The organism is Burkholderia sp. Ac-20392 (assembly GCF_017104585.1).
Taxonomy (GTDB): Bacteria; Pseudomonadota; Gammaproteobacteria; order Burkholderiales; family Burkholderiaceae; genus Burkholderia; species Burkholderia lata.
The window spans coordinates 1-12015 of the sequence record NZ_JAAGPB010000266.1 but is presented as its reverse complement, the minus strand read 5'-3'; the positions used below and the strand labels follow the sequence as shown (position 1 = coordinate 12015).

The 12015-nt window shown below is 65.9% G+C and carries 15 protein-coding genes; 7 read left to right on the top strand and 8 right to left on the bottom strand.

What is annotated here, in order from left to right:
* The first annotated feature begins 146 nt into the window (after positions 1 to 146).
* Positions 147 to 581, top strand: a complete 435-nt coding sequence (locus G3N99_RS24935; RefSeq protein WP_027786805.1) for a DUF1841 family protein — start codon at positions 147 to 149, stop codon at positions 579 to 581.
* A 99-nt stretch (positions 582 to 680) separates the two neighbouring features.
* On the opposite strand, the gene G3N99_RS24930 is transcribed toward G3N99_RS24935, so the two are convergent.
* Together G3N99_RS24930 and G3N99_RS24925 are read right to left on the bottom strand one after the other, a co-directional pair.
* Positions 681 to 1040: a cytochrome c gene (locus tag G3N99_RS24930; RefSeq protein ID WP_174942764.1), complete on the bottom strand. Its 360-nt coding sequence runs from the start codon at positions 1038 to 1040 to the stop codon at positions 681 to 683.
* A gap of 40 nt (positions 1041 to 1080) precedes the next feature.
* On the bottom strand, positions 1081 to 1440 hold the full coding sequence (locus G3N99_RS24925; protein ID WP_174379984.1) for a c-type cytochrome: 360 nt from the start codon (positions 1438 to 1440) through the stop codon (positions 1081 to 1083).
* A gap of 246 nt (positions 1441 to 1686) precedes the next feature.
* Here G3N99_RS24925 and G3N99_RS24920 point away from each other — a divergent pair, with 246 nt between their 5' ends.
* The 5 genes from G3N99_RS24920 (at position 1687) to G3N99_RS24900 (ending at position 6819) form a co-directional block, all read left to right on the top strand.
* Positions 1687 to 2529 (top strand): MoxR family ATPase, encoded by an 843-nt coding sequence (locus G3N99_RS24920; protein ID WP_011352794.1) that lies wholly within the window; start codon positions 1687 to 1689, stop codon positions 2527 to 2529.
* Between the two features lie 27 nt (positions 2530 to 2556).
* Positions 2557 to 3732, top strand: coding sequence for a VWA domain-containing protein (locus G3N99_RS24915; protein ID WP_174942767.1), 1176 nt, complete (start codon positions 2557 to 2559; stop codon positions 3730 to 3732).
* A gap of 54 nt (positions 3733 to 3786) precedes the next feature.
* Positions 3787 to 4998, top strand: coding sequence for a benzoate/H(+) symporter BenE family transporter (locus tag G3N99_RS24910; protein ID WP_174942770.1), 1212 nt, complete (start codon positions 3787 to 3789; stop codon positions 4996 to 4998).
* Between the two features lie 168 nt (positions 4999 to 5166).
* Entirely contained in the window at positions 5167 to 6120 is a 954-nt protein-coding gene (gene tal, locus G3N99_RS24905) for a transaldolase (RefSeq protein WP_174942773.1), read from the top strand.
* 243 nt (positions 6121 to 6363) lie between these two features.
* On the top strand, positions 6364 to 6819 hold the full coding sequence (locus G3N99_RS24900; RefSeq protein ID WP_011352798.1) for a VOC family protein: 456 nt from the start codon (positions 6364 to 6366) through the stop codon (positions 6817 to 6819).
* Between the two features lie 55 nt (positions 6820 to 6874).
* Here the strand turns inward: G3N99_RS24900 and G3N99_RS24895 are convergent, their stop codons facing one another.
* The 4 genes from G3N99_RS24895 to G3N99_RS24880 form a co-directional block, all read right to left on the bottom strand.
* On the bottom strand, positions 6875 to 7414 hold the full coding sequence (locus G3N99_RS24895) for a hypothetical protein (protein ID WP_206123717.1): 540 nt from the start codon (positions 7412 to 7414) through the stop codon (positions 6875 to 6877).
* Between the two features lie 431 nt (positions 7415 to 7845).
* On the bottom strand, positions 7846 to 9396 hold the full coding sequence (locus G3N99_RS24890) for a sodium:solute symporter family protein (protein WP_085041986.1): 1551 nt from the start codon (positions 9394 to 9396) through the stop codon (positions 7846 to 7848).
* Positions 9393 to 9635, bottom strand: coding sequence for a DUF3311 domain-containing protein (locus tag G3N99_RS24885; protein WP_011352801.1), 243 nt, complete (start codon positions 9633 to 9635; stop codon positions 9393 to 9395). Before G3N99_RS24885 ends, G3N99_RS24890 begins: the two co-directional genes overlap by 4 nt.
* Positions 9636 to 9833: 198 nt before the next feature.
* On the bottom strand, positions 9834 to 10751 hold the full coding sequence (locus G3N99_RS24880) for a spermidine synthase (protein ID WP_174942779.1): 918 nt from the start codon (positions 10749 to 10751) through the stop codon (positions 9834 to 9836).
* A gap of 141 nt (positions 10752 to 10892) precedes the next feature.
* Here G3N99_RS24880 and G3N99_RS24875 point away from each other — a divergent pair, with 141 nt between their 5' ends.
* Positions 10893 to 11147, top strand: coding sequence for a hypothetical protein (locus G3N99_RS24875; protein WP_174943188.1), 255 nt, complete (start codon positions 10893 to 10895; stop codon positions 11145 to 11147).
* 19 nt (positions 11148 to 11166) lie between these two features.
* Here G3N99_RS24875 and G3N99_RS24870 read toward each other — a convergent pair whose 3' ends face one another.
* On the bottom strand, positions 11167 to 11643 hold the full coding sequence (locus G3N99_RS24870; protein ID WP_206123716.1) for a DNA-deoxyinosine glycosylase: 477 nt from the start codon (positions 11641 to 11643) through the stop codon (positions 11167 to 11169).
* Positions 11643 to 12015, bottom strand: a 373-nt coding sequence (locus G3N99_RS24865; protein ID WP_206123715.1) for a chorismate lyase, incomplete at its 5' end; no start/stop codon positions are given. The genes G3N99_RS24870 and G3N99_RS24865, both read right to left, overlap by 1 nt.

The window sequence follows — 12015 nt, the reverse complement described above, 5'->3', positions numbered from 1 at the left end:
GTCGCCGCCGAGCACCTGCACGGCCCGCGGGCCACCGCCACGGCCACCGCACAACCCGCTCCCGCCCGCCGCCAGCGCCGTCCGCCGAGCCGGCGTACAATGCGCGACGCGGCATCACGCCGTCCGAATCACGACGTTTCCCCACCATGTTCAATCCAAGCCGCGACGAAGTGCGTCGCTTTTTCACCGAGACCTGGCGCAAGCAGCGCGCAGGCGAGATCCTGACGCCGCTGGAAGCAATGGCAGCCGACTGGATCGTCGAGCATCCCGAATACCACGACGAACTCGCCGACGCCGATGGCGCGACCGCGCGCGAGTACACGCCCGAGGAAGGCCGCACGAACCCGTTCCTGCACCTGTCGATGCACCTCGCGATCAGCGAGCAGCTGTCGATCGACCAGCCGCCCGGCATTCGCGCCGCGCACGACAAGCTCGCGGCCAAGCTCGACTCGACCCACGACGCGCAGCACGTGATCATGGAATGCCTCGGCGAGACGATCTGGGAAGCCCAGCGCACCAACACGCCGCCCGACACCGACGCATACCTGCAGCGCATCCTGCGTCGCGCATCGCGCGACTGAGCGCCGCGGCGCCGGCCCACGGGCGCCGGAACGCGGACAAAAAAATACCCCGCCTCGGCGGGGTATTTTTGCTGCGCGAGCCCGTCAGGCCCGTCGCGCTTACTTCTTGAACACGAGATCGGTCTCTTTCAGCGACTCGATGTAGGCCGCGATGTCCTTCATGTCGCTGACCGACAGGCTCTGCACCTGCGCCTGCATGATCGCGTTGTTGCGACCGAGCAGCGGATTCGTCAGGCCCATCTGGTACTGGCGCATCGCCCACACGAGGTAGTCGGCGTGCTGGCCGGCGAGGCGCGGATATTCGGCGTTGATCGGCTTGTTCATCTGAGCGCCGTGGCAGGCGGCGCAGTTGTGCGACTCGACCAGCTCCTTGCCCTTCGTGGTGTCCGCCGCGTGCGCGGTACCGATCGCGAGGCCGGCCGCCAGTGCAACCGCCACCGTCTTGAATGCGTTGTTCATGAATGCTCCTGTCCCGCCGGAGAGATCGGCGGCGCGCGCTTTACTTGTAGGGGTTGTCCTTCGAGTCGGCCTTCTGGACGGCGTAGTACGCCGCCAGATCCGCGATGTCCTGATCCGTCAGCGAACCGGCGATCGCATTCATCGACGGGAAGTGACGATCCTTCTTGCGGTAGGCCTTCAGCGCGTTCTCGAGGTATTGCTGGTTCTGGCCGCCGAGGACAGGCACCCGGTAGACCTCCGGGTACGCCGCGCGGTAGTCCTGGATGCCGTGGCAACCGATGCACATGGCGGCCTTGCTCGCCCCGTCCTTCGGGTTGCCGACCACACCGGCCGCCTGCGCGCTGCCCGCGAGCGCCACGAGCGCTGCGACAACGACGTGTTTGCCGACGAATTTGTTCATAGCTCTTGTAACCTAGCTTGAGGGGAAACTGGCGCCGAAGCGGCAACGGCCCGCGCCGTTATGCTTATCAGGTCGCCACGCAGGCCAAAAAAAACGGCCAGATTGTACCGCGTCGGTGGGGAATGCGTCCACAAGGCGCCCCCGTTCGCCCCGCCACAGCCCTGCAACGATACGCGGGCGTGGCCCAACCGGACAGCCCTTCTGACTTATACTGGGTTTTTTTCCCCGATTGAGAAGAGCGCCGCCATGCGTTTCGAAGGGTCCTCGCACTACGTCGCCACCGACGATCTGAAGCTCGCGGTCAATGCCGCGCTGACGCTGCAACGCCCGCTCTTGATCAAGGGCGAGCCCGGCACCGGCAAGACCATGCTCGCCGAGGAAGTGGCCGCCGCGCTCGACATGCCGCTGCTGCAGTGGCACATCAAGTCGACCACGAAGGCGCAGCAGGGCCTGTACGAATACGACGCCGTGTCGCGGCTGCGCGATTCGCAGCTCGGCGACGAGCGCGTGAAGGACATCTCGAACTACATCGTCAAGGGCGTGCTGTGGCAGGCGTTCGATGCCGAGCACCCGAGCGTGCTGCTGATCGACGAGATCGACAAGGCCGACATCGAATTCCCGAACGACCTGCTGCGCGAGCTCGACCGGATGGAGTTCCACGTGTATGAAACACGCGAAACCGTCCGCGCGAAGCACCGCCCGCTCGTCATCATCACGTCGAACAACGAGAAGGAGCTGCCCGACGCGTTCCTGCGCCGCTGCTTCTTCCACTACATCCAGTTTCCCGACCCGGCCACGATGCAGAAGATCGTCGCGGTCCATTTCCCGGACATCCGCGAGGAGCTGCTGCGCGCGGCGCTCGAGAGTTTCTTCGAATTGCGCGGCGTGTCGGGCCTGAAGAAGAAGCCGTCGACGTCCGAGCTGCTCGACTGGCTGAAGCTGCTGCTGGCCGAGAACATCCCGGCCGACCAGTTGCGCGGCGTGGATGCGAAGCAGATCGTGCCGCCGCTCGCGGGCGCGCTGCTGAAGAACGAGCAGGACCTGAGCCTGCTCGAACGGCTCGTCTACATGAACCGGCACAACCGGTAATCCTCTCTCACCCGCGAAGGCCCGGCCATGCTGCTCAATTTCTTCTACGCGCTGCGCGCAGCCAAGCTGCCCGTCTCGGTGAAGGAATACCTGACGCTGCTCGAATCGCTGAAGGCCGGGCTGATCTCGCCGTCGATCGACGCGTTCTACTTCCTCGCGCGGATGACGCTCGTCAAGGACGAGCAGTACTTCGACAAGTTCGACCAGGCATTCGGCGCGTATTTCCACGGCGTGTCCGCCCTGCCGTCCGAAGCGTTCGACATTCCGCTCGACTGGCTCGAGAAGCGCCTCGAGCGCGAGCTGTCGCCGGAGGAAAAGGCGCAGATCGAGGCGATGGGCGGGCTCGACAAGCTGATGGAGCGCCTGAAGGAACTGCTCGACGAGCAAAAGGAACGCCACGAAGGCGGCAACAAGTGGATCGGCACCGGCGGCACGTCGCCGTTCGGGCACGGCGGCTACAACCCGGAAGGCGTGCGCATCGGCGGCCCGTCGAACGGCAACCGCACCGCGGTGAAGGTGTGGGAGGCGCGCGCGTATCGCGACTACGACGATTCCGTCGAGATCGGCACGCGCAACATCAAGGTCGCGCTGCGACGGCTGCGGCGCTTCGCGCGCGAAGGCGCCGCCGAGGAGCTCGACCTGCCCGGCACGATCCGCAGCACCGCCGCGAACGCGGGCTGGCTCGACTTGCGGATGGTGCCCGAGCGCCACAACAACGTGAAGGTGCTGATGCTGCTCGACGTCGGCGGCTCGATGGACGACCACATCAAGCGCACCGAGGAGCTGTTCTCCGCCGCGAAGGCCGAATTCAAGCACCTGGAGTTCTTCTACTTCCACAACTGCGTGTACGACCACCTGTGGAAGAACAACCGCCGCCGCCACTCCGAACGCTCCGCGACCTGGGACGTGCTGCACAAGTTCACGCCCGACTACAAGCTGATCTTCGTCGGCGATGCGACGATGAGCCCGTACGAAGTGCTGCAGCCCGGCGGCTCGGTCGAATACAACAACCCGGAAGCCGGCGCCGTGTGGCTACGCCGCCTCGCCGACCAGTTCCCCCACCATGCATGGCTGAACCCGGAGCCCGAGCGGCTATGGGAATACCGGCAATCGGTCGCGGTGATCCGCGACCTGCTCGGCCATCGCATGTATCCGCTCACGCTCGCGGGCCTCGAAACCGCGATGCGCGCACTCAGCAAGTAACGACACCCACCCAGACTCGAAGGCCGCGTCCGAGCGGCCTCCCCCGGAGATAGCATGAACCCCTCGCCCACCGCGAGCGCCAGCCGCGCCGGCGGCCGCCGCTTTTTTGCCGATACGTCCGTGTCGGCACTCGTCGCCGGCTTCGTCGCGATGATGACGGGCTACACGAGCTCGCTCGTGCTGATGTTCCAGGCCGGCCGCGCCGCCCACCTCACCGATGCGCAAATCTCGTCGTGGATCTGGGCGCTGTCGATCGGCATGGCGCTGACGACGATCGGGCTGTCGCTGCGCTTTCGCGCGCCCGTCGTCGTCGCATGGTCGACGCCCGGCGCCGCGCTGCTGATCGCATCGCTGCCCGGCGTGCCCTACCCCGAAGCGATCGGTGCGTTCGTCGTCTGCGCGGTGCTGCTGACGGCCGTCGGCGTGAGCGGGCTGTTCGACACGCTGATGCGCAAGATTCCGGCCGGCATCGCGGCTGCCTTGCTCGCGGGCATCCTGTTCGAGATCGGTATCGAGATCTTCCGCGCCGCGCAGTTCCAGACCGCACTCGTGCTCGCGATGTTCTTCACGTACCTGATCGTCAAGCGGCTCGCGCCGCGTTACGCGATCGTGACGACGCTGATCGTCGGCACGGCGGTTGCCGGCGGTCTCGGCCTGCTCGACTTCAGCGGCTTTCACGTCGCATTCGCGAAGCCCGTGTTCACGATGCCCGCGTTCTCGATCGCGTCGATCGTCAGCATCGGCATTCCGCTGTTCGTCGTCGCGATGGCGTCGCAGAACGTGCCCGGCATCGCGGTGCTGCGCGCGGACGGCTATCAGACCCCGTCGTCGCCGCTGATCGCGACCACCGGCCTCGCGTCGCTGCTGCTCGCGCCGTTCGGCTCGCACGGCGTCAACCTCGCAGCGATCACGGCCGCGATCTGCACGGGCCCGGAAGCGCACGAGGATCACGCGAAGCGCTACACGGCCGCCGTGTGGTGCGGCACGTTCTACCTGATCGCGGGGATCTTCGGCGCGACGATCGCCGCGCTGTTCGCGGCGCTGCCGAAGGCGCTCGTCGTGTCGGTCGCCGCGCTCGCGCTGTTCGGCTCGATCATGAGCGGCCTCGCGAACGCGATGCAGGACGTGAAGCAGCGCGAAGCCGCGCTCGTCACGTTCATGGTCACCGCGTCGGGCCTCACGCTGCTGTCGATCGGCTCGGCATTCTGGGGGCTCGTCGCGGGGATCGTCACGCAGGTGATCCTGAACGCGCGCCGCCCCGCGTGACGCGGCACGGCGCCCGCCGCTGCGGCCATCGGACACGCCGGAACGTGCCCGACACGAATCGGGCCTAGAATAGCGGATCGGAGGCGGTGCCCGGCGCCGCCTCGCTTCGCCGCCGCGTTCGCGCGGCCCGTGAGAACCCGGCGCCTTGCGCCCTTCTTCCGAATCGCCATGACTACCGCACTCGACCAGCTGAAGCAGTACACGACCGTCGTCGCCGACACGGGCGATTTCCAGCAGCTTGCGCAATACCAGCCGCAGGACGCGACCACGAACCCGTCGCTGATCCTGAAGGCCGTCCAGAAGGATGCGTACAAGCCGATCCTCGAGAAAACCGTCCGCGATCATCGCAACGAAAGCACCGATTTCATCATCGACCGCCTGCTGATCGCATTCGGCACCGAGATCCTGAAGCTGATCCCGGGCCGCGTGTCGACCGAGGTCGACGCACGCCTGTCGTTCGACACGCAGCGTTCGATCGACAAGGGCCGCGAGCTCATCAAGCTGTACGAAGCCGCCGGCATCGGCCGCGAGCGCATCCTGATCAAGCTCGCATCGACGTGGGAAGGCATCCGCGCGGCCGAAGTGCTGCAGAAGGAAGGGATCAAGTGCAACATGACCCTGCTTTTCTCCCTCGTGCAGGCCGCTGCATGCGCGGAAGCCGGCGCGCAGCTGATCTCGCCGTTCGTCGGCCGCATCTACGACTGGTTCAAGAAGCAGGCCGGCGCGGAGTGGAATGAAGAGAAGGACGGTGGCGCGAACGATCCGGGCGTGCAGTCGGTGCGCCGCATCTACACGTACTACAAGACCTTCGGCTACAACACCGAAGTGATGGGCGCGAGCTTCCGCACGACCAGCCAGATCACCGAACTCGCCGGCTGCGACCTGCTGACGATCAGTCCCGATTTGCTGCAGAAGCTGCAGGACAGCAACGAGACGGTCACGCGCAAGCTGTCGCCGGAAGCGCTGCAGGACAAGCCCGCCGCGCGCGTCGCGATCGACGAGGCCGCATTCCGCTTCCAGCTGAACGACGACGCGATGGCAACCGAAAAGCTCGCCGAAGGCATCCGCGTATTCGCCGCCGATGCGGTGAAGCTCGAGAAGCTGATCGACTCGCTGCGCTAAGCCGCGACCCGCGTCAGCGGCTGTCAGGAACACTGGCAACAGCCGTCAGCACGCACGCCGCATACGGCCGCGAACGTCATGTTCGCGGCCGTTTTTATTTTTCATTCCATCGTCAAGCACGCGCACTACAATCCACGTCACGGGTGCGTCGGCCGCCTCCCGGGGCACCCTTTCCCAGTCAGTCTTGCACGACGCCGAACCCGCGCAGATGCGCAGGGCGGCTCCCCACTACAGGAGACAACGATGCAAGTCCAACCGTACCTGACGTTCTACGGTCGCGCCGACGAAGCCCTTCAGTTCTACGAAAAGGCACTCGGTGCGAAGACGATGTTCAAGATGCACTTCAAGGACGCGCCGCCGAATCCCGACTACCCGATGACGCCGGAGATGGCCGACAAGGTGATGCACGCAAGCTTCACGATCGGCGACTCGATGATCATGTGCTCGGACGGCGACTGCAGCCAGCCCGGCGGCGGCATGCACGCCGGCTATTCGCTGTCGCTGAACCCGGCGACGGTCGAGGAAGGCCAGAAGCTGTTCAATGCGCTCGCCGACGGCGGCGAAGTGACGATGCCGTTCGGCAAGACGTTCTGGGCGCTCGGCTTCGGGATGGCGAAGGATCGTTTCGGCGTGCACTGGATGGTCAACGTCGAGGATCTGTCGCAGCGCGAGGATCTCGCGCAACGCGCGGGCCAGTAACGCATGCGTCAACCGCCCGGACCGCCGCGCAGCTGCGGCGATCCGGGCGGGACCCTTATTTGCGCAGCACCTCCGCCAGCGCCTGCTCGAGCGTGCCGTTCGAGCGGCATGCGACGCGCGCACCCTTCTGCTTGCCGGCCGCGACCACACCGGCCATGCCCGCGACGTCGATCGACGCGGTCACGCCCTGCGTCGCTTCGTCGATGCGCGTGACGACCTTCAGCGTGTGCGTCACGTTCGACGTCTGCTTCAGTTCGGAACAATCCAGGAAGTTGCCCGCGTTCGGATAGTCGGCATACGCGGCGGCAACGAGCCCCGCGTCGCGGTCGCTGACGCGCACCGCGAGCTTGTGATCCGCATAGAACTGCGCGACCGCCGCCCACACTTCGTCGTACTTGCGATTGCCGATCACGATGCGCGATGCGGCGTCACCCTTTGCCGCACCGGACACTTCTGACGCGCCGGACGCATCGTCGGCCGCGTCGTGTTTTTCTTGCGATGCACTGCGCGCCGCATAGCGCTGCCCGGGGCCATACACCGAAATGCAGCCGGTGAGCGCCACGCACAGCACGGCGGCCGACAAGAACGTTTTCATCGCGGCCCGCCGTCAACGGTAGTACATGTTCGCGCAGCCGGCGAGCAGGATCGGTGCGACCAGCGCCCACATCAACAGGATTCTCATCGCGCGCCTCACCGGTAGTACGCGTTGACACAGCCTGTCAGCGCCACGCAACACATACCCATTACCCAAACCCAAATCTTCGTCATTGCATCCCTCATATAATCGGATCGTGTGGAGATCGAATCGCCCGGTACAGCCGGGCGGGACGCATTATTGGCAAGCGGGCCGCCCACCATCCAATCGGTCTTGCACCGATTTTCGCCACGGCCCGGCCACACTAGAATCGCTTGGAGATCGGCGCAAACGGACGCACGGCCGCACGCGGTGTTCGCGGCGCACCACGCAAAACGCCCGCGATCTGCATCGCGGGCGTCGTGTCGAAACTGCAACAGAAGATGGGGGAATCAGCCCTCGACGACGTCGAGATAATCCTCCGGCCGCGTGCGATCCTCCGCATGCGCCATGCCCATCACGCGCACCAGCACGCTCACCACCACCGCCACCACCAGGTTCACGATCAGCGACCACACGGCTGCATAGCCAGGGATCGCGAGACCGAACAGGTGGATCGTGAAGATCGATCCGGCCAGCTTCAGCGAGATCGCCATCCACGTGCCGCACACGATGCCGGCCGCCCAGCCGGCCAGCAGGCCGCGGTGGTCGAGCACGCGCGTGTACAGGCCGAGCACGATCGCGGGCAGCGTCTGGATGATCCAGATCCCGCCGAGCAGCTGCAACTGGATCGCATAGGTCAGCGGCAGCCCGAGGATGAACGCGACGGCGCCGACCTTCACGATCAGCGACACGAGCTTCGCGACGTGCGTTTCCTGCTCGTGCGACATGTTGCGGTTCACGAACTCGCGGTGAATGTTGCGCGTGTACAGGTTCGCGGCCGCGATCGACATGATGGCCGCCGGCACCAGCGCGCCGATGCCGATCGCCGCGAACGCGACGCCGACGAACCACGACGGGAAATACTGGAGGAACAGCGCAGGCACCGCGAAGTTCGGACCGAACGCCTTGAAGTACGGCGCGTACTGCGGCATGTCCTTCACACCCGATGCAAGCGCCATGTAGCCGAGCAGCGCAAGCAGGCCGAGCACGAACGAATATGCCGGCAGCATCGCCATGTTGCGGCGGATCGAGTTGCCGGACGACGACGACAGGATCGCCGTCACCGAGTGCGGATAGAGGAACAGCGCAAGCGCCGAGCCGATCGCGAGCGTCGCGTACGCGCTGTAGCCGTTCAGGCTCATCGCGTCGGGCGCCTTCAGCAGCAGCTTCGCGGGCGGCACGCTCGCGAAGATGTGCCCGAAGCCGCCGAGCTTCGCGGGGATCACGATGACCGCCGCGGCGATCGTGATGTAGATCAGGATGTCCTTGACGATCGCGATCATCGCAGGCGCGCGCAGGCCCGACGTGTACGTGTACGCGGCGAGGATCGCGAACGCGATGATCAGCGGCAGGTCACCGACGAAACCGGTCGTGTCGAAGCCGAGCGCGCCGATCACCACTTCGATGCCGACGAGCTGCAGCGCGATGTACGGCATCGTCGCGAGGATGCCCGTCACCGCGATCGCCAGCGCGAGCATCCGGCTGCCGTAGCGTGCGTTGACGAAGTCGGCGGCCGTCACGTAGCCGTGCCGCTTCGCGATGCTCCACAGCTTCGGGAACACGACGAACGCGAACGGATAGATCAGGATCGTGTACGGCAGCGCGAAGAAGCCCATCGCGCCGGCGCCGAACACGAGCGCGGGCACCGCGACGAACGTGTAGGCCGTGTAGAGGTCGCCGCCGAGCAGGAACCACGTGACGATCGTGCCGAAGCGACGGCCGCCGAGGCCCCATTCGTCGAGATGGGCGAGATCGCCGCGCCGCCAGTTCGCGGCCAGGAAACCGATGATCGTGACGCCGATGAACAGCAGGACGAAGACGAAGGTTGCGCCGAGATTCATCGCGCACCTCCCTGCGGGCCGCTCGCCTTCCACGCGTTCTTGGTCTTGAAGTACACGAACGCGGTGATCACCGCGCTAATGAAGACCCAAAGGAGCTGGTACCAGTAGAAAAACGGAAAACCCAACCATTGCGGTTCGATCTTGCTGTACGACGGTACCCAGACCATCGCAATCAGCGGCAGTACCAGCAGCCAGAGCCAGCGCTTGGCGGCCCGGTTGGCGTCGGCATCGTGAGCCATGACGTCTCCTCTTCTTTCCCGGTTATCGATCTTGTTGAGCGGGTACGGCGCCGAGAGGAGCGCAAAACGGGTAGGCTGCGGCTCCCCTGGCTTCGCGCCAGTATAGGAGCCGCGAGCACGCGGTCAAGCGGGGGCGAACCCGAGGTGATCCGCCCCTTGTCGCGTGGTTGCACCGGGATGCCGCCGGTGCATGAAGCGTCAGATCGCGAACGAGGTGTCGCGTGCGCCGGTCGTTTCTTTCAAAGCTTTCACCCACTTGCGCGCGGGCAGCTTCAGCGTGTCCTCGATCAGCTTCGCACGTTCGTCGAGCTGCGCGAACGACACGTCGAGCGCGGGGCCCGAGAACGCGATCGCGATCCGGTTGCCGTCATGCACTTCCGGCAGCGCGATCACGCGGTGATCGAACGCCGCGTTCAGGTGCTTCATGTTGCGCACGAAGCTCGGATGATCGCCAAACAGGTTGATCGTCGCGATGCCCGCGTCGGCGAGGCAGCCGCGCACCGCGCGGTAGAACGAGACGCTGTCGAGCACGGGGCCGCGCGCGGTCGCGTCGTACAGGTCGATCTGGATCGCGCCCGTCGTGCCGCGGTTGGCCGGATCGTTGACGAAATCCCACGCGTCGGCTTCGTGCACGGCGAGGCGTGCATCGTCGGGCGGCAGCGCGAACATCGTGCGCGCGGCGACGATCACGGCCGGGTTCAGCTCGACGGCCTCGACCTTCGCGTGCGGCAGGAAGCGGTGCGAGAACTTGGTCAGCGCGCCGGTGCCGAGCCCGAGCTGGACGACCCGCTCGGGCGTTTCGAGGAACAGCAGCCACGCCATCATCTGCTGGGCGTATTCGAGCTCGATATGCAGCGGCTTGGAGATCCGCATCGCGCCCTGCACCCATTCGGTGCCGAAGTGCAGGAAGCGCACGCCGCCCTCTTCCGAGAACGTGACGGGCGCGAAGCGCGGCTTGCGCGGCGCTTCGAGCACGGGCACGTCGTCGTGTTCGTCGATCTCCGGGCGGCGCTTCACGCGCGGCGGCTGGAGTTTTTCGGAGCCGTTGTAGGCGGACGGCTTGCTGCGCTTGGACGCGCGCGCCTCGGCGGACGCGCGCTTGATCAGTCGGGTCATGTGAATCTCGCTGGGTGAAGCTGGTTTTAGCGGACGAGAGGATAGCATTGGTGTGTGGTAACGGCCGCAACGAGCGCCCGGCAGCGCACGATCTCGAATCCCGTTGGTGCTACGTTGCATTCACAGCTCGGAGGAGGACACATGACCTCGAACGACAAGAAGATCTGGTTCCCGGCGAAACGCTATGGCTGGGGATGGGGGTTGCCGGTCGCGTGGCAAGGATGGGTGGTCCTGCTGCTCTTCGTGATCGGGATCGTGGTCGTTGCGACGCACTTGTCGCCCGCCCAGTCACCGCTGGCATTCGCGGCATGCATCGTGGCGCTGGTGGCTGCGCTCACGGTCGTGTGCTGGCTGAAAGGCGAAAAACCGAAGTGGCGCTGGGGCAAGGACGAATAAGCGACGATCCGTCCAATCGTCAGGCACGAATCCCGTGCCACTGCGCGAGCTTCTGCTCGAACGACAGCATCGCATTCGCCGGGCTCGACGAAGGCAGCACGAGCGTGTCGTACCCCGCCGCGCCGATCACCTCCGCAAACCGCCCTGCCGTCTTGCCGTTGAAGCACACGCGCTTGAGCAACGGCGCATGCTCGCGCAACGCATCGAAATCGTTCGGCTTCGCATGCCGGATCGCCGAATCGAGACTGCCCTCGCGATGGCACGCGGCCAGCACGTCCCAGATACCGATCCCGTGCGACAGCACACGCTCGAGCCGCGCGTTGTACGCGAGCTCGTGCAGCCCGTGCTCGTCGAGCACCGTGCCGAGCAACCGCCAGAACTGGTTGCGCGGATGCGCGTAATACTGCGCGGCATCGAGCGACGCCTCGCCCGGAAAGCTGCCGAGGATCATCGTGTGCGTATTCGCCGCAACGACCGGCGGGAAACCCCGCAGCATTACGCGCTCCCGCCCGGCCCGCCCGAGCGCGGCCCGTCGCCGTGCGCATCGAGATGGCGCCACAGCGCCGGCAGCATGCACTCGGTGACCATCAACGGCTTGCCGTGACGCTGGAACACCGAGCGCCGCGCGGCGAACGAATGCGGCGCTCGCGCCCCGCCAAGCGCATGGGTCGCCAGCGCATACAGCGGATGGCCGGCGATTACGCGCCGGCTGACGAGCGCCGAACGCTCGACCTGCGGATCGCTGTACAGCAGCTCCGCCAACGGCCGCGTGCGCAGCCGCCGCATCGCCTGCCACACGCCCTTGCTGGCGGAAAGCGGCGCGATGCTGTGCGCCGCGACGTACGGCGTGCCGTCGACCGACAGGATA